The sequence below is a fragment of the Chryseobacterium sp. MYb328 genome (assembly GCF_037572595.1).
Lineage (GTDB): Bacteria > Bacteroidota > Bacteroidia > Flavobacteriales > Weeksellaceae > Chryseobacterium > Chryseobacterium pennae.
Map to the genome: position 1 here is coordinate 22,130 of NZ_JBBGZQ010000019.1, position 19,950 is coordinate 42,079.

The window sequence follows — 19,950 nt, forward strand, 5'->3', positions numbered from 1 at the left end:
AATTAAAACTTGGAGGCGCAGAGATCGATGTTGCCGTATTAGAGAACGGACAAAGAATAATAACCCAGAATGGTGTTTTTAAGGCTTTAGATCGCCCATCAAGGGGTAATTCAAGGGTGATCGGAATACCTAACAGTGGGGAATTTTTATTTATATATTCTCAGAAAAAAAGGGGCATCAATAACCCCATCATTTCGAGTCTGATTATTATAAGAAGATATATTGTTGCTGAAAATTAGTTTCTCTTCAAAACTTTGGTTTTTTCTGAAGGTGAAGTAATATTCGCAGTAAATATAAGCAGGATCATTCTCAACTACATACATTGTATTCTGAAAAAATACTTTGTCTAAATCAAAAATAGTATCTTCTAATTCTAAAGAAAATGTTCCCGGAAATATTCGTTTAAACGTTATCCTTCCAAAGTCCGAATATACTAAAGAAAAAATAGGATCTGTTGTTCCGGTTTGATTAATATAGCCTATCAACTCTTTGTATGGTTTTTCTGCAGGCGGACCTATTGGTCCTTGTTCCCCTTTTTCCCCTTGAATACCTTGATCACCTTTCGGTCCCGGATCTCCAGAATCGCCTTTATCTCCCTTATCGCCTTTACCTTCAATATTAATAACTGAGTAATTAACTGAATAATCTATTTGAGTGGTTAGAAATTCAATAGTAAATGATGCTTCGGTTTTAGATCCGCAGTCACATGGAGACAATGATACCTTGAAGTCTTCAATAGCTATCATTTCTTTACCTAGACCATGAAAATCTGCCCAGTATTCAATAATGTAATGCTCTGATCTCAGATTCTCTATTGATGAAAATGTAAAGTATACAGAACCATCATTTACAACACCTTCAATATCGCTCAAAAATGAATTACGAAGTCTTATTTTTGCTGTAAACAAATCAATAGAAATGTCACGCCCTAGAAACTTGAAAACACGTCCTTCAAACGTAGAACCTTGAATTTCACAGTTACTTAATTTTAATGCCTTGCAACTCATGATTACCTATTTTGCAAAAAATAAATCAGCTTCGGATTTTCTTCTGCGGATCAGCCCATTTAAAGTTTTACCACCAGCAGTAATATACTTATTAGTGAACCAATTTCTGATCTCCGTTTCTCCTGCTTTTTTATTGACTAAAGAAAACAGCCCATCAGATCCGCCGGTGTTATAAGTATGAGAAACTAAAGCGTCAAACTGATTTTGATTAACCGAAACTTTTATTTTTTTAGCCACGATATTTTCATACACCTGCAGGTCTTGTCTAAGCGCTTCTTCAGCTTCTGTTTCAGTGAAAATTGTGGCTCTTTTTTCCGCAGCTGCCTTATTTCCCACTCCCTTTAAAAAGTTTCCTTTATCATCACGCATTGCTCGGCCGTATCCTTCTGTCCATATTCCTACCGGGTCCATTTTTGGCTGAAGTCCTGGCTTTTTCAAATCCCCATCATGAAGACTTTCAAATTCTTTTATTAAGTCTATTCCTTTTTGTGATGTTTTCATTTTTCAAGTATTTTGTCAATAATAATTTTTGCGCAGAAACCAGTGCCGGCTCCCAATGTGTAAAAAGTGATTTTTAATAGGATGTCGATCATAACCTAATTAAATTGTAAGAAATGCCAATTCCAAAACCAGGATGAAACTGATTTACTCCAGGTATATAATAATATCCAGCCTGAACACCAAACCCAATTCTTTTGGGTTTTACATCAATTCTTTTTTTAAAATGCTCAACACCGTTAATCTTCATGTTTTTGTCCGGAGAAGAAATGTCAATGTAAGAATGATCTTTACCAAAAAGCCATTTACGTTCACTGTACTTAACAACATCTACAATCGCATTGTATTTATAATCAAGTGTACTATCTTTTGTATTTGTAACAATCTGCATATACTTGTTTTCATAATACATACGATCTTTTTCCCGCTGATCCTTGCTTGCCTTTAGTTGACCTTCCAGAATGAACTTAGCTCTCGTTAATTCATTTATCTTTTCGGTTGCAATATTAAGAGCTGGAGCAAGTGTATCTTGAACATAAGTGTTGTAGTTCCTAGTTATATGATTCTGGATAATTTCTCCTTCATTTTCTTTAAACTTGCCATGCAACGTACTATCTATTTTACTCATCCATAATGCCATAGCTATACTATCACGTTTGTGCTTAAAGTCATCAATAACTCTGTCGTTCTTACTTGGTGTAAACCATCCATTAAAAAGGTTTGCGACTAAAACTATAACCGCCAAAACCAAAATCGCTATAAATGCATTCTTTTTCATTTTGCTTGATTTAAAATTGTTTTGGCCTGTTCTTGAGTTTTCTCCCTTAAAGTGCTGTCAGCTTTTTTTATTGTTTCCTTCTCAATGTATCCGGCCTTTGTTAATAATTGATCTTTTAAGGCATCTTTCTCCCATCTTTCTTTTTCGTACAACTCTTTCCAATACTGCTCTGAGTCACTGTTTTTATTCATGTTAATGAAATATGTTATCCAAAACATAACAAAGAAAACAGCAGCAACGAAAGCAATAGGATTCTTTGCGATAAGTTGCTGAACCCGTCCGATTTGATTAGTATTTGGATCTGCCATTTCATTTTATTAAATTACTTGTTACAAACTCTTTCATTATTTAATTCTTAATACACAGTATCCGTATACATTGGCAGTATCTACTTTCACATTTATTCCCAGCTCTGATATTGCCACTTCGCTAAGGATACTCACATTAGGTGTTTTCTCGATCACTTCGATTTTTTTTCCAATTACTTCTTTTGGAAGTTCTATTTTTTCAAATATTGAAGCATTCCAATCAAGCATTAAATAATACTCTCCGTTGTCAAGCCATTCCACTTTAGAAATTCTTCCTACAGGATAATTTGATCTATCCTGGTAAGATCTATAAGATTGAAATGAGAAATTTTGAAAAGCCTCTATAGTTTGTGTATCGGCTATACGTGGGTAAATCTTTCGTGAAGTATACAGCCACCCAGCGTTGGCATTGTTCGTTCTATCAAAGCCCTTTGACTTTACAAATCCTACCGCGAAAGCCTTACTACTATCATATTGAATGAATCTATCCGGAGAATTAGTTGAATTCTCCCATTTTGTTTTTTCCAGGTAAATTGGCCCAGCTGGTGCCGATGTCCAATTCTCGCCCTTTCTGAAATCATATGTCTTAGTACCATCTGACAATGGTGTTGACTTGTTAATATAAAGATTTCCGCCTGTGAATGCCATCATCTGAATACCATTAGCGAATTCAAATGTCATTTTCTTATAGTTATAGAAGGACTGATTAATAAGACATGTATTCCCAATATATCTATACACGATAGATACATTAATTAGCTTATCAGCTCCTATTTCCGTAAAATCCAGATTAGAAGTATAGCCCCCAGAAGGCCTGTCAGCTATTACCTTTAACACAACTGATGTAAGGTCATAAATGTCATGAACGTCGATCACGTCAACGAAATTACACTTACGTTCACCTCCTCCAAGTTCTTCTGATCCATTGATTAATACTTGCCTCTTCACTGACTTTATAAATGGAAATACATTACCAGGGTGTTCACTTGTATACCCTGAAAATGCCCCTTCTGGAAAAGTTAATGTTCCTGATGGTTCTGGGAATGTATATGTAAACCCATCAGTAGCTTTATTTTTAGCACAAATAATAAACGAATTAGCATTAGTTATTTGAATGATGGTAAATTCATTTCCAGCAGCATCCGTGGCGACCTTGCCAATATCAGCATATGTTTTCCCGTGCGCCGTTTTTGTGATTTTTCTAGGTAGCGCCCATCCGTGATTTCCTCCAATGTAGCTACCACCAACAAGTATAGGTGCTATATCATCTGAACTATCTTTGATTAAATTTCCAGAAGTTAAACCTCCATCTTTATCAATCAAAAATTCTCCTTCAAAATTTACATTCCTATTTTCTGTAAGATTATTCCTGAATACATTAAGTTTTGATACTATCTCTTTAGAATTAGAGAATGGCATTCCTACAAATAGTATATCCCCATCTCTTTTTACCCTTATATCTAATCCAGTGCCTTCAACAGCCTTTAATCTATCATTGAGATCTTTCAATGATGTAGATCCGGAAAACTCATTATTAACGCCGTTGTATACAGTATCATATTGAGCCGATTCTGTTAATATAGTAAAGTCATAGACAGACATTTGTTTTTGAAAAAAATCAGACCCATTAAATAAAAAGAAATACGCGATAGTATTCCCCGTAAATGTTGACTTCCATACAATATTTTCAAAATTTATCCTAACGCGAATGAAAGACACTCCATTTATTTCTTTTTCTGCAATTATTTTACATTTTCCTACTGCTGAAGAATATTCAGGAATATCTGGCGTATTATTTACAATTGATTCTTTTCCCGCAATAATATCAGCAGCGTTGAAGCTATAATCTACATAACCTAAATATGATTTGAATTCACTTGTGAAAATTGAATCAAATTCATCCTTTTTAAACCAATACGAAAATGAAATTAAAGATGGTCTATTTAATCCTATAAATATGTCTTCTTTCTTAAACATCGTTGCTCCAGATGGGTCATCATCGCTGAAAAACACACGTTTAAAAGATAGATATTCCGATGCTGGTCCATCATTGCTTTCAAAACGAATCCCGAAAGCATTAGCTTCATCAGGTGCTGCTTTGAAGTATTGTGGATTATTGCTATTTTCTCCAGCATTGATTCGGCTACTTATGTTTGCCTCTAACTTTTCACTAACAAAATTTGCTACCGTTTTGCCAGTCTCTGCTTTATCAATGGATGTAGGATTTAAATCCGTTGAGTTATAATCAACACTTGGTAAACTTGTTAATTCTTTTTTTGAGACACCATTCGTTACCCAAATCTGAACTATATTTTTATCTAAATCATCGGCAGTAACAATGATTGGATTTAAACTAGCATCTTTAAAATTAGTATAAGTCCCAGCAGTTTTAACTTCCCATTTTTCAAAAATATTTTTATCGCCAGGCTTCCATGGCGTAGGACTGCTTTCCGGCGATGCTTCTCCTGTAATATTTATATTATAATTATTAATTGCGTCTGCCGTTTTCAATAAAAATGTTTTTACTGTATTGAATTCTGACGCAAAATGCTTATCTCCAAATGCCTTATTAGGCATGTCTTGTATCGGTTTTTTATCAATCATCATAATTCCACTTTGTTATATTTTTCCCGATAGGATTCCTATTTTGAATTTCGTTGTTATAGTTTTTACCCCCACATCCGCAATTTTTACAATCAATTTGGACGCAATCTTTTATTTCCTCCTCATCTTTTATTGTACACAAATAATCTTTTACCATTTCCAGATATATCTCTGCATTTTTATAATGCTCATTCATGATTGATTTAAGTTCATTAATGGGAGCTGCAACGCTGTCTTGATTTATCTTTTGAACAACACCCACTGATGTATCTATATAACCATGTCTAAATATATAAGCTGCATAACTAGCATGAATTAAAACTCTTTTTAACCCAAAATGAACTTTTAATTTCCCTGCGCATTCATATTCAGAGCCACACCATATTTTTTTTACAAAATCATTATTTGGATCAGATGTTATTTTACTTATTAAACAATATCCAACTTTAGGTATAAGCCATAAATTAGTTTGCTCTCTAACAAATACACATAATTGCTCCCAGTCACAATGTTTAGCAACTTGTCCAACACACTCAAAGTCAATCTTGGATATTAAATTTAGCTCTATGTTACAAATCGGTACCATTATTTTGCCTTTTAGGTTGTCCAATCATTTTATCAGCTAGATCACTGTTAATTCCATATATCTCTTTAATAATTTCTATTGCCGATGCCCTTTCAGTAAAGCCTTCACTAACACTCTTTTGAAGTTCAATCAAAGCTGATACACCGCCAACGGAACCCTTCAATTCAGCTTGCGACTTAAGCCTTAGTTCTTCACCAACATCACTGGAAACCTCTTCTTCAATTATTGGAATGATTTTAAATTCTTTATCAAATATTTTCTTGAAAAGATCTTCAACTTCATATCTTACATGGGCTGTTATAGAATTGTAGACCTTAGTTGCTTCCTTAATTGCTTCGCCCGATGTACCAAAAACACCTCCTTCATTGTCGTTTATTAAAATTTTGGGTGTTTGATAACAATTCCGGATATTATCTTTAATATCTTCTAATGCTTCTTTGAACTTTTTAGGATCATAAGACGATTGTACCGTTTCAACTGCTATTGTACTTTTTATATCTTCAACTTGGAAAGGTGTATTGATGTGATAAACACCTCCGGCATTTTCAGCTCCTAACCAATCATAAAAATCATTTTGAAATTTTCTTTCAGAATCAGGATCTAATCCGTTTGTGATCAGTATAGTCTTATCAATAAAACCTAGTCTAATATTATTGTTGTGATACAAGCTCATTCTGAATTCTGAATCCGCATCATTCATTCCCTGGGCATTTAACCAACCATGTGAATATTCTTTATTTTTATCATCTAGTGAATAATACAGAACTTGACCCCGGTAATTGCGTATTTGAGTTTTTAAATCACTTTTGGGACTATCTTTTTCCCGCTGATCTTTAATACTATTTATGTTGTAAGGATAGAACCATTTGCTTTTTTTATTCTTTCTTTCTGTAATAAAACTAAAACGTTTTTCAATCTTTGACCAATCCCTGTAAACAATAATACCTTCATTGCCATAATCATCTTCTTTCACTTTACGACATTTCTTGTACTCAAGAACATCAAAATAATTTACCTTTCCCTCAATGTCATAGTTTAGGTGAATATAAACTCCCTTATGTGTTTTTAGTGATGATACAACATCTAACAAACATCTATTTAAGGTTATGGTTTTCCCTTTTCTGGTGTTTATTTCAGCTGCAAAATTATCTTCAAATCCTTTTCCGAAAATAAAATTTCCAAGCTTATTTGAACAGCTTAATGCTGTAACGGAATTACGCTCAATTGCCTCTAACCTGTCTGGATAAAGGTTATCAACATCATTAAGATAAATATCAAAATGGCATTCCTTTCTTTGTGGAATAATTCGATTATAAATCTCAACGAATTTTGCTGTAAACTTTGATAAATTATCTTCTGCTTTTTGCATTAGTTTTGTCTTTTTCTTCCTCGTCTTGGTTTTTCTACCTCTTCTACTTCATTAACTGCAGCATCTTCTGTCGTTTGCAATACGTTCGGCTCTTTTTTTTTATAATCTTCCTCAATGATTAAATCTTCTGTAGTTTTTTCAGCTACTTGTGGAAGTACATAAAACAAGTCTTTTGCATCTGGTTTTAATTCAAGATACCTCAACCAATCCGCATCAGATGAATTACTAGACCAAACATCACCATACAAGTACTTTAATGTCCCTCTATCTTTTAGAACATAAGTTTTATTGCTATTTTCTATTTTATTTTCCATTGGAATAATATTATTGTTTAACACTTGATTCTTCCACAGATTGAAATGATTGTTAAATTGGCAACCAAAACAACCTTGCGGTAATTGCCCCCAATCTTCAAGTAGAAATTGTTTATAGGCATTAAAAAGGAGCGGTGTGTTTCTAACCGCATCCGCTCCTTTATTTATTAATTCTATTCTATCCATACTAACTAAAGGGATAATCGAAAGTGTAATTGAAGAAGGGGGTGTCCCCGCCCCCATTTAGTTTCCCAGGGAGTCAAAGAATGCTTTAGTAGTTGTATAATCGGTTAAAAGCAGCCTTAGTGGTGGATCTTTTTCAAGATTTGGCTCACGAGACGCTAAAGGAATGATGGAATTACCGTTATTCTCATTGGAATTCCATGTGAATTCTCCAATCTTCAACCCGTTATCGAAGCCATATATCCAGAATGCATCTTTGTTATCAGTACCCTTATCTCTTTGGTGTACAATGGCAACTACCTCAGCCCCTACTGCTAACGCCTTAAGGTTGCAAACAGTTTCAATTGACATGCCTTGACTGAAAAGATTAACTGTATGAGTAAAGAGGTCTGCATAATCACCAATCGTTAAATTGTACGATGCTGATAGTAATTGTTTAGAAGGAATCCCTTCAAAGGTTACGGCCTTTAAAGTTGTAGGATCTCCTGCATAAGCCGTAATTGAATGTTGACACGCTGGTGCCGTAGCTCTTTGGATTGTAAAATCTGCAAGATTCGCTAAAATATCATCCCTGTTAATCAGCTTTATAGTTTGCTCTAATCCACCTGTTGACTTATTATCACAGTTGAATAGAGAATTGTTTATAATTTTTGCGCAATTTGCCATAATCAGTTTTTTAGATTGCTAGAATGAAATTTTTATCAAATGTTGCTTGTACGTCAATGTTTGTCTTAACTCTGATTTGAAGCTTTTCAGTGACAGGATCATAAATTCTCTTCATTTGTTTAAATGCATTCATATCACAAGTACCTACAGAAATTTCAGTATCGTATGTTAGTAATGCTCTATGTGGTTTATCATACTTAGTTGCAGATGGGCCAGCGATGTATTTCACCAATTCAGTCCATTCTTGCTCAATCTGAATTGGAACACCCATATAATTAAGATTCTCTAAAGAATACTTAGAACCCGTAACCCCATCTGTTGGTGAAAAACAGCAGTTAATTTCTTTATTCTCTTGTAGCCAATTCAAGTAATTTAATGCTAATTCTTGCGTTGCTCTTATCTTAAGACCCGGTTTAGTCATCATAAACGGTCTATTTGTAAGCATTAACGAATACATCTGCTTGAAATACTTATATCCTGCATCGGCAGGCAATGTCATTTGAACAGCAATATCTACTCCTTCGTTTTGAGTGATCGTTACTCTTTGTTGAGCAGCTAAAATAGGGTCGTTTAGAATTCCTTGTAACTTCAAGAATATGTTGTCAATTCCGGCAAAGTCTGCATTTGCATTGTCTTTGTAGTCAAAGTATGTAATTCTCCACTGAGAATCGTTTACCGCTTTCATTGTTTGATCGACAACAAATTGATAAAATGCGCTGTCAAATTCAGTTTCTGGATCTGATTGACACTTTAACATCCAGAATGCTCTGAAATTCTTAGTAATTTGTGCATCATTCCAGCAGAATTCTAGTGTACAGTCATAGTTATGAGGCGACCATAGTTTATTAGTTGGTTCAGATGAAAGAGTACAAGAGTTCCAAGTACATCCTGTATCACTTGACTTTTTTAAGAAACCCCAGTTTTTTGGCTGCTCCCATGCAATAATTGGAGTATTATGTTCAATTCCAGTTTGTATGTAATGTCTCTGAGCAAAGTCTGATGTTTCTACAGTCTCCTGGAAAATCATATTATTGATATTCAATTCTCTTGCTTGAGCAAGATCACATGATGCATCAATTAAATCTTGAATATTAAAATCGTATGCTAATGCCATTTACTTTGTGTTTTTTAGTTTGAAATTTTCGAATCTGTTTTTACTAACCTGAGGTTGTACATTATTTTGCGGTGTAGGCGGTTCGTTTTCTAATCCAGCTCCATATTCACCAACAATATTTTTAAGGCTATTAAATGTACCCTCAAATTCTTCAACCTTATTAAACTTTCCTTTTAGATCTTCAATTGTTGAATTTTGAGCAGTTAATTTATTTTCTAACTCAGTATTCTTTGACAAAAGGTTTTCTATCTTTTCATTCAAAGTATTAAGGGTTACAGAATCTATTTGACCTTCTTTTTCTTTAATCTCAGTAACTTTTCCGCTTTCGAAACTGTAAACATCTCCGTCTGCCATATTCACTGTACCACTCGCATTTTTACCGTTAATAGTTGCAGCATCGCCCACCTTCGGCTTTTCTCCTTCATTAAGCTCAGCAAATACAACTTCCTCTTGTTTGTCAGTGTATAGCATTGCGTTTTTAGAAGGGGCTTTTTTGTTTTTAAACAGATTTTTTATTTCTGTCAACAAAGAATTCTCTTCTTGCGTCATTTTATTATTTATTGAATTATTTCTAGATCTTTTTAGTGAGTTGAAAATGATTTGTTTTTCTGAATTGAAAACAGGTTTTGAACTATCATCATTTTCAAGTTCGGTGTAGAATCCATATTCAAGGCACTGCTCTGCTGTTATCCATGTATCTTCCAGCATTAATTGAAGAGCCTTATCTTTTGTCAGTTTTGTTCGCTCCTCATATAAAGAAGCAATCATTCCATCAGTTTTTTCAAGCTCTTCAAACTGTTTTTCAACTTCATTTTTATCACCAACTACATAAGTCCATGCATTATGGACAAATGGTTCAGCATACTTATTACCAATCCTTCTATCACCTGCTAGTAAAAGCGTAACTCCGGCACTTGCACAATATCCATCTATTCTAGTGGTTATTAAAACGTTTTTCTCTTTACCAAATCTTCTAATTTTATTGTAAATAGCGAAAGCAACAGCCGTATCTCCGCCTAAAGAATGTATATTGAAAATAACCTCATCACCTGGAGAAACGACAAGTTTAGACAGTTCTTCATCAACATATTTAACATCGATATATTGAAAGCTTTCTTCAGCCCAAACGAGATCCAATATCTCTCCATAAAGTTTTATCTCATGCTTCATTAAAATCCATTCTACCTTATACAAAGTTTCACATTTTTATTAGTAATTTTGCTAAAACATAGTTCGTTAAGACAACACGTACTATGTCTATTTATTAGGCTATTACGACTTTTCACGAACTATTTAATTCGCAATGATTATGATATTAATGTTCCTAGTTTTATGTTTTTGCTTCTATTGGTTCCTAAATGCTATGTTTAGGAAAAAGAAAAGCCAGGTAAATCCATATATCGAAACTCATCAAAATAAAATGAATGATGATAAAATATATGATGATTATATAGAATTCTGTAAGAAAAATGGAGAGCTACCAATGGAAAAAATTGGATTCAGGGAATTAAGAATGAGAGAGGAAGAATTGAAAAGAAAGATAAATGAAAGTATGAGATAATAGATAAGTTTTTGAATTAACAATTACGGTTTCCCGCAAAAACCATATCAAAAATATTTCCTTTCTTTGGGGAAAAATTAAATCATGAAAAGAATTTTACTCCTAGCATTACTTGCTATATCATTTTTGTCTTCAGCACAAATATTTGTCAACAAAGAAGACATTAAGGACAAAACGGATGTATTTGAAGTTTGGGCATTTATAAAACCGTTCAACTTAAAAGAATCATACTTTATCAACTATGGTCAAAAAAAATTTAGACCTAATAATTATGATTTTTCCGGACAGGGTATTTTTGATAAAGACAATAGAAAGTTTGAAAAAGGTGAATGGCTCCAGCTTGTACAATATTTAAAATCTCAGGGATTTGAAAAGAAAGAAGAAAGACCAGGGACAATTGGAGATATAACTGGTAGGATTGCAACTTTTGAAAAAATAAAGAAATGAAATATTTTTTATCAATTTTTACTATTTTTTTAAGCATTTTTTGCTTCAGTCAACTAAAAGTTGTCGATGATAAAGGTCCTAAAATGATTGAGGTTGGAAAGGTAGGACCTATGGGAACGACAAATATTTCCATGTTAAAATCTGAAGATGATAAAATTTACTGCTTTGAGTATCAAGACATGAAATTTACACAAATTAATACATGGAAAAAGTTTTGTTTCATTAACGAAAATGACGACATAAATAATCTATATAATTTAATAATTGATGGTTTTGAAAAAAACATTAATAATGAAGTAAAATTAGAGTCACAATTACATTATATTACATTAAGATTTGAGAAACAATTAGGAGTAATGAATTTTGATTTTGCTGCAAAAGATAAAAGCACTGGAATCGTTGGATATTCAAGATACTTATCCAAAAAACAAGTTAATAAACTTTTTGGAAAGACTAAATAGCCCTTTTCATGGTCTGCAAAGCTATTTCTACAGTTCTTACCGTGACTTTACAAAATACAGCTACAACCTTTTTTCGTTCCATATTTGAATCAATATGTTTTTGATTTTCATATTGTTCATAAATTGAAAGATAATCAAGTGCGGTTTCAATATTTTTGACTCCGCACTTATTTAATTTATAGAAAAGACTTCTATTGTTTAGAACTACTTCCTTCACTGTTCCCATCTGCTGCATTTCTTTACTGATTGTCTTAATTTATATGATAAAACACACCCACATTCACCACAAGTTTTACCGGATAATTGCGATATTTGTTTATCTTCTACTCGTAATTCAGGTATTGGCTCATCGATACTAAAGATACAACTTTTACAATGTTTTTCCAACCTGATAACAGCTAATTCAACAGCTTTTTTATTATTAGTTTTGAAATTTGCAATACCAACAGCAACAGCTTTTGTATCTCTGATAATATTTACCTCATCTTGTTTTTTTAGGCTCTCACAGAACCTTTTAAACACCTCCTTCATATCTTAAAAATTTGCTCCATTTTGAATTTCCCTATTATTTGAAAGCTCCACTAATCCCATTTGACTTCCGCTTTGTGTGCCCAGAAGCGCCCCCTCTAATACTGCTTCACCTATTACTTCACGCATCATGTCCATATCAATTAAGGATTTAAAATTATTCTGTACAGTTGGCAAACTGCTTATATTTCCTACTACCCCTCCTGATGCGAACTTAACACCTCCGCCTAATTGATTGATCCGAGAAAGAACATCTCGATACATTGCAGAACTTCTCTTATTTATTATAACCTCACCTCCTTCAGCCTCAATCATTCCACTAGGGGTATTTATTGGAATTCCTCCATTAGAATGCGAAGGACCAATAAGAACACCGTCGGCTGCTTTTGGAGTTGCTTTTGCCTGCCCATAGGCTACAACACCATTTGATAGTGACATTAACCCAGATGATGCGCCAGATGGAATATTGATCCCAGTTATTTTCGCAACATTTGCTAATCCAGACGCTACCGCCAAACCTGCAGCCACGGCTCCTAATGTTGGTCCAACAATTGGTATCCCAGATAGTGAATTAAACGCTTTAGTTGCTGACATATATGTTGTTATCGTTGTCTCTGCAACAGCGAGTGATTTCCCGAATGCGCTTTGCTCTCCGGCAATTTGAGCCATACCCTGTGCTATTCCAGCCGCAAGAGCGTATTTTGCCATTTCTTTATTTCTTGCTATTTCTACATCTTTATTTGCATATTCGGCCTGAATTACATTTAATGCTGATAATAGGTTTTTAAGATTTTGTTTCTTTATTTCATCTTGTTCTAAGCCAATTTGATTTTCCAGCTCTTTTCTTTGAGCTTCTATTTCTGAGTTTATATCATAATTCTCCTGGTTCAGTTGTCTTTTTAATTCATTCTCTTGAAGAAAACTTGCTAACTTCTGTTCAGTTTGTTGATCTAAATTAACTTTTTGTAAAACTAATTCAGAGGCGTGTTGTGATTCTAAATCCGCTATTTGTTTTTGATACTCTAATGCTCTGGCTAAGTTTTTAGATTCAGTTTTTTGAGTCTCGTAATTTTTATCTAATTCCTTACGTTTTTCATAAACATCATTAACTATTTGAATTTCTTTTGTGTCATATTCTTTTCTAACAACCTGCTTCTGGGCTTCGAGATTCTTTTTCTGATCAAGTTCTTGTTGACTATTACCTTTGATGGCAGCCAACTGCTCATCAAGTGATAGCAACTTCTGCTCTCTTTCTTGCTGATTTGCCTGAAGCATCTTTTCTCGAACATCATCAAGGTACTTTTGGATTTGATTTACGCGCGCTTGTGTTAGTCTTTTATCAGACTTAAGCTTTTCTGCATTCATGGCAATATACTCTGCCAATTCAGATTGTGTTGCCTGGATTGCGATGTTAGCTCTTTCTTTTGCGTTTGCTAAATCTTGTTTTGCTGCTGCTTCTGCTGCTTTTTCAGCCTTTAATCTTGCTTTTTCAGCTTCTTTTTGTTGCTTATCTAATAATTTTTGACGATCCGCAGCTGCTTTTGCCGCAGCATCTGCTGATGCCCCAGTGTCCTTTCCATTTTTTTTAATTTTAGTATCATCTCTATATACAATTTCTTCTTTTGTTGGTTTTTGTTTGTTTAATGCAACAATTTTTTCTGCTTCTTTTCTCGCATTTTTTAATTCGTTTGTGATAGAAAATGTTTTAAGTTTATTTAACGCAGACGAAAAGTCTAAATTCTTTAAATCTTGTGCCACACTAATAACTTGATTGAATAGACTCTTAGCAGTTAATGCAAATGTTGTTATAAGTACACGGCTGTTTTCAATGATTGTTCCAAAACCTTTTACCACAGTTGACAATAAAATAATCGCTCCCTTGATTAAGTTTAATGGGTTTAGGGTTTGCATTATAGTTTTTATCCATCCTCCAGTTTTTTCTGTATTAATTCCAATTGCATTAAGTAAATCATTAAATAAACCCTTAAGAGGCTCTAATGCATCAATCATAATATTTCCATATTTAACTAGCTCATCAAATACTTCCTTTGCTAAATCAGATGTTCCCGTTAATTTATCAAACCAAAGTACAATATCAACTAACCCACCTGCTAATTGAACTAAAACTGTTTTAATTTTAACCCAAGATAACTCAATCCCTTTAGTGAATCCAGATACTAAATCTGATTTAAATGCTTCGGTTTTAGCTTTTTCAAGCTCAACATTCGCGTCTGCCAATTCTAATGTTGCTTTTTGTCCTTCTGTTAATGTTTTAATTTCTTTACTGTTAGCAAGGTTAACAGCTTCAATTATTTTGACAAGTCCACCAGCATCTTCTCCGGCTCCTTTAAATACATCTGCATTTAATTGAGCAATTTGCTGAGTGTTTAGTCCTACCTTTTGGGCTTGAATAGATATTTGATCTACCGCCTGCTTAACGGTAACAGATGCATTTCTAACCCCCTTAAGTAGATCATCTGAAAATGTTTGTCCAAAAGCATTAACTAAAGCGTCTCTAGTTGCTTTTGTTTGCTCGTTTAAAGCTAGTCCAGCTTCTTTAATAGCATCGGGCAACTTGTCCGAATAAACGTCTAAATCAATACCAGCATTCAAAAGATCAAGAAACTCCTGAGCAGAATACCCATTCTGAGCAAACAATACCCCGTATTCTCTTATGCTTTCTCCGAATTCTGAATTAGCAGCACCGCCTTTAACTAAGCCATCCTGGTAAATTTTAAACGCTTCATCAGAGGTCAATTTAAAGTCTGTCATTAAGGAATTTAATTCCTGAATTCCATCTTTAAAATCCTTTCCAAAAACCTTTTCTGTTGCGGTTGCAAATTCTCTTAATTTATCAACTATTGGCCCTGTTAAATTTGTAAGTTGTTCAATTTCTTTGTTTAGTTTGGAAACTTCGACATTATATTCGTATACAGCTTTCATACCTTGAACAAAGCCAACTCCTATTGCAGCCAACCCTGCCGCCAGCGCTAACAAAGGATTAGTTAGAATAGCTGTCCACAATTGCATTACTGCAGTCTTAATTCCTCCAATTGATTCTTTAAATGTATTGAATGCTCCTGTTACATTTCCGGACATTAATTGGGCAAAGCTTGAACCTAAGCCTCCAAATGCCTCTCTTATACTTTCTGTATAGTTCCCAACGTTCCGACGATTATCTCCAGTCGCTCTATCTAACTCTAACAAACCATCATGTAGTTCTCTTGCTGTCTGCGTTGCTTCATGCCATTGTCTGTTTAACCTGATATATTCTTCAGTATTCCTTTGTCCATTTTGCTCAAGGACCAGCATTTGTGCCCCTAAATTATTAGCTTCTGTTCTTGCTAATCCTAATTGTTGCGACAATTCTCTATATGCCCCCTCATTTCCTTGCACTTCCGTTCTCCCGGCTCTCATAAGATTATTAAGCTCTCGATTCTCATCATTAACAGATCTTAAATCGGTTTGATAGCGCACTAACTGCCTCTGCTGCTCTCTTTCGGTCTCAATTAATCTTGCTAATTCTATTTCAGATTCTCTAATTATTTCAGAAGTCATATCTACAACATAGTTGTATTGCTCCTGAGTGATTATACCTTCTTGTAATTCGCGAGAAGCTTCTTCTAATGCTTTATTGCCTTCTGAAATAATTCCCGCTGCTAATTTTGCCTGATCTTGATATTCTTTAAGAGATTTTCTTGTTTCAGTAATTTCACCCTTAAGCAAATCTATTTTGGTTTGGTTTTGGGCAATTTTATCTTCCAAAGACCGTGAGTCAATATCAAATTGACCTAATATTATTCTCTCTGCCATTTCCCTCCTTCATTAATTATTTAACTTACTCCAACGTTTTTAAATAGTTTATTTTAGCAATTGTGTTTTGTTTTCTTTCTGGTGATATATTTAATGATAGTGTCTTTTCTAGGAACTCTATCTGAGCATTAATAGTACTGCATATAGCTTGAGTTCCAACCAATATGGTATCTTCATTATTTTCTTGTATAAAAACATCAATCATAATATTATTTTGAATAAAATACCCTCTACGTCTTTTATCAAATCTATAAATCGGTTCTTCAATTAAAACTATTTCGTAAACTTTACTTATCTCCCTAATATCATCAACGAGAACATCAATATCATTTATTGTAGATACTTTCCCCTGAATAAATAAAGAGGTCCCACCTACAAACTTTAGATCTGACACTGATGAAAGTTTTTGAATTATCAATAAAATATCCCTTATATTGCTCATATAAAATCATTTACTTTTATTAATTCAGCTGTTGATTTATTATTATCAAATGAAATTTTGTTAATAAAACAATATGCTTGAAGTTGCTTAAAGTAATACACCTTCATTAGATCAATATTTAACAATTTCACATATGGTATCTTTAACTCAGCATTCCATACTTTTACATTATTGATAACATTTTGAAATTCTAAATAGTTTTGTCCTATAACATTTGACATGCTAAGATTTGTAAAATCTCCAACTTTAATAATATTATTAGTAATATTAAAGTTCTGAATGTCTGATCCAAATTCCACCGTCGTATTTATCTTCCTCATTCTTAAGTAAAAATACCTCTTTGATAAAGGTTTATACTTTAATTCTGTAGATCCATCCTGGGGTTCTTTCTCATATAATTTGTAGAATGATACTTTGTCGGTTAAATTTTGATTAATGTAAAAATTAGATACCAATTCCTTTTCTACAGAATAAGTAAATGAAGTAAATATCGTTTTTTCATCTGCCAAATGTTTGTTATTTATCACAATAGCGCCATCTGAATGCGTTTCCTCATTATCATTGTACTTGTATTTAAATAGATTATTTTTTGCATAATAACTTCCTAATGAATACAACTCTTTTTCTATTGAAACTAAATAATCCGACCAATCTTCTGTTTCTGCATCTTTGAACCTCTCTTTGTTAGTTTTATAATTTATATGTTTTGTGTCATTATTAATTACCGGAGTAAGACCTAAAATACCATAAACATCTTTAAGAAATTCTGTTATTTTAAGGTCTTTAAATTCTTCTGCAAAAAGCACATCTTCTAAACTAACTATTTTAAGATTCATAGCTATGCTCCCGCTCCAATCCGTACTAACAATATAAAAAAATTCTAGAATGTCATTTTCTTCTAATAATATATTAAAGTTAGCTTGATTAGGTATTTGAACAATATTTCCATTTAGTTTATAATAAATAGTCCAATCTAGCTGTCCTATGCCACTTGGTATTGGGAAATTCAACGATGCCCCCGTGCTAATTTGGAAGTTATACACTCCTTTTTCAATTATTTTAATTCCTTCATTACCTACATTTTGGAAACTAAAACCAAAACTTCCCGTATAATTAATTTGATCATACGGAACTGTTGACGAATTGTTATAATATTCAGTTTCGTTGGAGCCTTCAGGAGCTTTTGGATACGATATGTACCAGTTTTTATAAGTGTCCAGATCTTTAAAGCTGCCCTCATAAGTGTACTCTGCTCTTGCATGTATTTTATCAAATAAATACGATACTAATACACTAGGGACAACAAAGTCAATATTTACAATATTACTATCGTTTTTACGATGGGTTCTCCCATTGAAATCAGCGATAAGATATGTATACTTTAAAGTATCATCATTTTGTGTATTAACTACTGTAGTTAAATTTTTACTGTGATCAATTTCTGAAAGCTCATTAGCTAATTCATCACCAATAGTTTTATTCTCAAATTTTTTGAAAAATTCGATAATCCCTGAAAATATTGCAATATCATATTCTTCACTTGTTGATCTAACTTGTATCCATGCTTGTGTTAAAAAATCAAAACCTTCAATTTTTAACAATGCATTGGGTTTTATATATGGAGCCATTGAATTACTAGAAGGCAAACCTAACCCACTAAATATTCTGATATTGTTAGGCGTTTTAGGCACCTTAAATGTATTTGTATAGGATGCTTGACGATCCTTTACCTCTGCAATATCGTTTATTTGTAATGTGTGATTTATATCTGTTCCCTCATATAAATCTAAACTTTTACCATCAAACCAAAGATCTATTTTCATATTTCGAGTGTTCTAAAATTAGGTAAAGTAAACTCTGCTTTGTTTTCAAATGCATTCTCGTAATTATTCCATGTTGATGAATTATCGTCTAATCTAATTAAATGCCAGGAAGAGTCATGATCAATTCCATTAGAATCAAAATAAAAAATATGCAAACTCTTAATTAGATCTTCAAAGTTTAGTTGCAATTCTTTTTCAGTGAATGAATAAAGTGTTAATGTCTTAGTTTCTGAATATCCAATGTTTTGAAAGTTATCATTTCGTAGTCTATTAGTTATTCTGTTAACCGTTTTAGCTGCCTTAGTCTTGTTTTTAAGTTCATACTTATCAAAGTAAAAGTATTGATAACAACCAAGTGAGTTGAGATATTTTATGAGTAATCCGTTACAAGACTTTTTCTCTTCTTGAATATAATTTTGTACTGCATCATCTTCTATTAAAGACCCTCCACTTATTTTTAATGGAGGCGTTGGTGAATTCCAACTTTTACCGCCTGAAATCCATTTATTAACAATCAATGAATACCCATCGTTTAAATGCCATTCATTTGCTCCATACTTGTCTCTACCGCCTCTTATAAAATATTTATTAATAGTTACAACCTCATCAGGCAAAGATGTGTTTTTGAATTTTACTGTTACTTTTATTTGAAATGATTGAAGAGTGTTTATATTAACATGATCAGGCTCTGGCATTAATGCTCTTACTGGAAAACAAACATTAAGTGAACAATCATTCTCAATACTTGCCGAACATTCAAATCCTTTAAGTTCATTATTAGTTGTTATGTTTTTAAAGTCAATAACTACCTTGGTTACAACTTCAGTAAATCCGTTAATCGTCACCCAAATATCATTTTGAGTTAGGTAGTAATTATTTTCAAGTCCATTTATTGTCATGCTCTCAATTGTCTTATTAAAATTTCTTGTATTCTCGGTGTAGCATATTGTCCTAATTTCATGTTAACAAAGTTTATAGTCTCCTGTTCTTCAAGGACCTCAAGTAAATCACTTCCACCTTTCTCATACCATGTAGTACCTTCTTCTTTAATCTTTCTTTGAACCCTAACCGCTACTCCAGCCGCTGCATTATCACTTAATCTAAACTTAGCTTTTGCCCATCTCTTTAGGTCTGGAAGGGGAACGGTAGTAGGTTCTTGGCCCTTCACTAATTTCTCTGTATAGTCAAGCCCCATTATCAAGCCTTTATTCGGTTCAGCTTCTCCGCCTACCGCTTCCAACCACTCACCCGTAGCATTCATTCCCAACTCATTAAACCTTGGTATAAGGAATTTTTCAACTACCTCATCCATAACTGATTTAATCTCTTCAATTGTTACTACTTCAAGGGTTATCATTCTCTAATCTTCCATTGTAAATTGAAAACCCACGTTAACTAATCGTGAACAGGTCATCCTCTTAATTCTTCGTTTACTATACCTTGGTTTC

21 protein-coding genes are annotated in these 19,950 nt (G+C 33.3%); 3 read left to right on the forward strand and 18 right to left on the reverse strand.

Translation table 11 applies throughout. From position 1 onward, the window contains the following. Window positions 1-146 precede the first annotated feature (146 nt). The 11 genes from WH267_RS17280 to WH267_RS17330 form a co-directional block, all read right to left on the reverse strand. On the reverse strand, window positions 147-1,007 hold the full coding sequence (locus WH267_RS17280) for a collagen-like triple helix repeat-containing protein (protein ID WP_340009956.1): 861 nt from the start codon (window positions 1,005-1,007) through the stop codon (window positions 147-149). Between the two features lie 6 nt (window positions 1,008-1,013). Then, entirely contained in the window at window positions 1,014-1,508 is a 495-nt protein-coding gene (locus WH267_RS17285) for a lysozyme (protein ID WP_340009957.1), read from the reverse strand. Window positions 1,509-1,596: 88 nt separating this feature from the next. Next, the gene (locus WH267_RS17290; RefSeq protein ID WP_340009958.1) at window positions 1,597-2,283 is read right to left on the reverse strand and encodes a DUF6808 domain-containing protein; all 687 of its coding nucleotides are present in this window, start codon (window positions 2,281-2,283) and stop codon (window positions 1,597-1,599) included. Then, entirely contained in the window at window positions 2,280-2,591 is a 312-nt protein-coding gene (locus tag WH267_RS17295) for a hypothetical protein (RefSeq protein WP_340009959.1), read from the reverse strand. The genes WH267_RS17290 and WH267_RS17295 overlap by 4 nt, the downstream gene beginning before the upstream one ends. A 36-nt stretch (window positions 2,592-2,627) precedes the next feature. Then, a complete protein-coding gene (locus WH267_RS17300) occupies window positions 2,628-5,198 on the reverse strand; it encodes a hypothetical protein (protein ID WP_340009960.1) in 2,571 nt (856 codons plus the stop codon). Beyond that, window positions 5,188-5,781, reverse strand: a complete 594-nt coding sequence (locus tag WH267_RS17305) for a DUF6712 family protein (protein WP_340009961.1) — start codon at window positions 5,779-5,781, stop codon at window positions 5,188-5,190. Before WH267_RS17305 ends, WH267_RS17300 begins: the two co-directional genes overlap by 11 nt. After that, window positions 5,765-7,150, reverse strand: coding sequence for a hypothetical protein (locus WH267_RS17310; protein WP_340009962.1), 1,386 nt, complete (start codon window positions 7,148-7,150; stop codon window positions 5,765-5,767). Before WH267_RS17310 ends, WH267_RS17305 begins: the two co-directional genes overlap by 17 nt. Beyond that, complete coding sequence (locus WH267_RS17315; protein ID WP_340009963.1) at window positions 7,150-7,650, reverse strand: hypothetical protein; 501 nt, start codon at window positions 7,648-7,650, stop codon at window positions 7,150-7,152. Before WH267_RS17315 ends, WH267_RS17310 begins: the two co-directional genes overlap by 1 nt. Before the next feature lie 57 nt (window positions 7,651-7,707). Continuing rightward, entirely contained in the window at window positions 7,708-8,313 is a 606-nt protein-coding gene (locus tag WH267_RS17320; RefSeq protein WP_340009964.1) for a hypothetical protein, read from the reverse strand. Between the two features lie 10 nt (window positions 8,314-8,323). Then, on the reverse strand, window positions 8,324-9,427 hold the full coding sequence (locus WH267_RS17325) for a hypothetical protein (RefSeq protein ID WP_340009965.1): 1,104 nt from the start codon (window positions 9,425-9,427) through the stop codon (window positions 8,324-8,326). Next, the gene (locus tag WH267_RS17330; protein ID WP_340009966.1) at window positions 9,428-10,597 is read right to left on the reverse strand and encodes a Clp protease ClpP; all 1,170 of its coding nucleotides are present in this window, start codon (window positions 10,595-10,597) and stop codon (window positions 9,428-9,430) included. A 193-nt stretch (window positions 10,598-10,790) separates the two neighbouring features. On the opposite strand from WH267_RS17330, the gene WH267_RS17335 reads away from it, so the two are divergent. The 3 genes from WH267_RS17335 (at window position 10,791) to WH267_RS17345 (ending at window position 11,896) form a co-directional block, all read left to right on the forward strand. Further along, the gene (locus tag WH267_RS17335) at window positions 10,791-10,988 is read left to right on the forward strand and encodes a hypothetical protein (RefSeq protein WP_340009967.1); all 198 of its coding nucleotides are present in this window, start codon (window positions 10,791-10,793) and stop codon (window positions 10,986-10,988) included. Between the two features lie 84 nt (window positions 10,989-11,072). Beyond that, window positions 11,073-11,435 carry a hypothetical protein gene (locus tag WH267_RS17340; protein ID WP_340009968.1) on the forward strand — a complete coding sequence of 121 codons (363 nt, stop codon included), beginning with the start codon at window positions 11,073-11,075 and terminating at the stop codon, window positions 11,433-11,435. After that, entirely contained in the window at window positions 11,432-11,896 is a 465-nt protein-coding gene (locus WH267_RS17345) for a hypothetical protein (RefSeq protein ID WP_340009969.1), read from the forward strand. The genes WH267_RS17340 and WH267_RS17345 overlap by 4 nt, the downstream gene beginning before the upstream one ends. Here WH267_RS17345 and WH267_RS17350 read toward each other — a convergent pair. Genes WH267_RS17350 through WH267_RS17380 form a run of 7 tightly spaced genes read right to left on the reverse strand, consistent with a single transcriptional unit; the run spans window position 11,889 to window position 19,859 of the window. Continuing rightward, the gene (locus WH267_RS17350; RefSeq protein WP_340009970.1) at window positions 11,889-12,122 is read right to left on the reverse strand and encodes a hypothetical protein; all 234 of its coding nucleotides are present in this window, start codon (window positions 12,120-12,122) and stop codon (window positions 11,889-11,891) included. The genes WH267_RS17345 and WH267_RS17350 overlap by 8 nt on opposite strands. Next, entirely contained in the window at window positions 12,110-12,427 is a 318-nt protein-coding gene (locus WH267_RS17355) for a hypothetical protein (protein WP_340009971.1), read from the reverse strand. Before WH267_RS17355 ends, WH267_RS17350 begins: the two co-directional genes overlap by 13 nt. Window positions 12,428-12,430: 3 nt before the next feature. Continuing rightward, window positions 12,431-16,237 carry a hypothetical protein gene (locus WH267_RS17360; RefSeq protein ID WP_340009972.1) on the reverse strand — a complete coding sequence of 1,269 codons (3,807 nt, stop codon included), beginning with the start codon at window positions 16,235-16,237 and terminating at the stop codon, window positions 12,431-12,433. Window positions 16,238-16,262: 25 nt separating this feature from the next. Beyond that, on the reverse strand, window positions 16,263-16,679 hold the full coding sequence (locus WH267_RS17365) for a hypothetical protein (RefSeq protein WP_340009973.1): 417 nt from the start codon (window positions 16,677-16,679) through the stop codon (window positions 16,263-16,265). Beyond that, entirely contained in the window at window positions 16,676-18,502 is a 1,827-nt protein-coding gene (locus WH267_RS17370) for a hypothetical protein (RefSeq protein ID WP_340009974.1), read from the reverse strand. The genes WH267_RS17365 and WH267_RS17370 overlap by 4 nt, the downstream gene beginning before the upstream one ends. Further along, complete coding sequence (locus tag WH267_RS17375; RefSeq protein ID WP_340009975.1) at window positions 18,499-19,401, reverse strand: hypothetical protein; 903 nt, start codon at window positions 19,399-19,401, stop codon at window positions 18,499-18,501. Before WH267_RS17375 ends, WH267_RS17370 begins: the two co-directional genes overlap by 4 nt. Beyond that, on the reverse strand, window positions 19,398-19,859 hold the full coding sequence (locus WH267_RS17380; RefSeq protein WP_340009976.1) for a hypothetical protein: 462 nt from the start codon (window positions 19,857-19,859) through the stop codon (window positions 19,398-19,400). The genes WH267_RS17375 and WH267_RS17380 overlap by 4 nt, the downstream gene beginning before the upstream one ends. Window positions 19,860-19,950 lie beyond the last annotated feature (91 nt).

Excerpts from the sequence above, each read along its gene's own strand:
- WH267_RS17330 (WP_340009966.1), bottom strand. The coding sequence starts at position 10,597 with ATGAAGCATGAGATAAAACTTTATGGAGAGATATTGGATCTCGTTTGG.
- WH267_RS17335 (WP_340009967.1), top strand. The coding sequence starts at position 10,791 with ATGTTTAGGAAAAAGAAAAGCCAGGTAAATCCATATATCGAAACTCAT.
- WH267_RS17350 (WP_340009970.1), bottom strand. The coding sequence starts at position 12,122 with ATGGGAACAGTGAAGGAAGTAGTTCTAAACAATAGAAGTCTTTTCTAT.
- WH267_RS17290 (WP_340009958.1), bottom strand. The coding sequence starts at position 2,283 with ATGAAAAAGAATGCATTTATAGCGATTTTGGTTTTGGCGGTTATAGTT.
- WH267_RS17345 (WP_340009969.1), top strand. The coding sequence starts at position 11,432 with ATGAAATATTTTTTATCAATTTTTACTATTTTTTTAAGCATTTTTTGC.
- WH267_RS17360 (WP_340009972.1), bottom strand. The coding sequence starts at position 16,237 with ATGGCAGAGAGAATAATATTAGGTCAATTTGATATTGACTCACGGTCT.
- WH267_RS17295 (WP_340009959.1), bottom strand. The coding sequence starts at position 2,591 with ATGGCAGATCCAAATACTAATCAAATCGGACGGGTTCAGCAACTTATC.
- WH267_RS17365 (WP_340009973.1), bottom strand. The coding sequence starts at position 16,679 with ATGAGCAATATAAGGGATATTTTATTGATAATTCAAAAACTTTCATCA.
- WH267_RS17320 (WP_340009964.1), bottom strand. The coding sequence starts at position 8,313 with ATGGCAAATTGCGCAAAAATTATAAACAATTCTCTATTCAACTGTGAT.
- WH267_RS17305 (WP_340009961.1), bottom strand. The coding sequence starts at position 5,781 with ATGGTACCGATTTGTAACATAGAGCTAAATTTAATATCCAAGATTGAC.
- WH267_RS17325 (WP_340009965.1), bottom strand. The coding sequence starts at position 9,427 with ATGGCATTAGCATACGATTTTAATATTCAAGATTTAATTGATGCATCA.
- WH267_RS17340 (WP_340009968.1), top strand. The coding sequence starts at position 11,073 with ATGAAAAGAATTTTACTCCTAGCATTACTTGCTATATCATTTTTGTCT.
- WH267_RS17380 (WP_340009976.1), bottom strand. The coding sequence starts at position 19,859 with ATGATAACCCTTGAAGTAGTAACAATTGAAGAGATTAAATCAGTTATG.
- WH267_RS17370 (WP_340009974.1), bottom strand. The coding sequence starts at position 18,502 with ATGAAAATAGATCTTTGGTTTGATGGTAAAAGTTTAGATTTATATGAG.
- WH267_RS17285 (WP_340009957.1), bottom strand. The coding sequence starts at position 1,508 with ATGAAAACATCACAAAAAGGAATAGACTTAATAAAAGAATTTGAAAGT.
- WH267_RS17310 (WP_340009962.1), bottom strand. The coding sequence starts at position 7,150 with ATGCAAAAAGCAGAAGATAATTTATCAAAGTTTACAGCAAAATTCGTT.
- WH267_RS17315 (WP_340009963.1), bottom strand. The coding sequence starts at position 7,650 with ATGGATAGAATAGAATTAATAAATAAAGGAGCGGATGCGGTTAGAAAC.
- WH267_RS17375 (WP_340009975.1), bottom strand. The coding sequence starts at position 19,401 with ATGACAATAAATGGACTTGAAAATAATTACTACCTAACTCAAAATGAT.
- WH267_RS17280 (WP_340009956.1), bottom strand. The coding sequence starts at position 1,007 with ATGAGTTGCAAGGCATTAAAATTAAGTAACTGTGAAATTCAAGGTTCT.
- WH267_RS17300 (WP_340009960.1), bottom strand. The coding sequence starts at position 5,198 with ATGATGATTGATAAAAAACCGATACAAGACATGCCTAATAAGGCATTT.
- WH267_RS17355 (WP_340009971.1), bottom strand. The coding sequence starts at position 12,427 with ATGAAGGAGGTGTTTAAAAGGTTCTGTGAGAGCCTAAAAAAACAAGAT.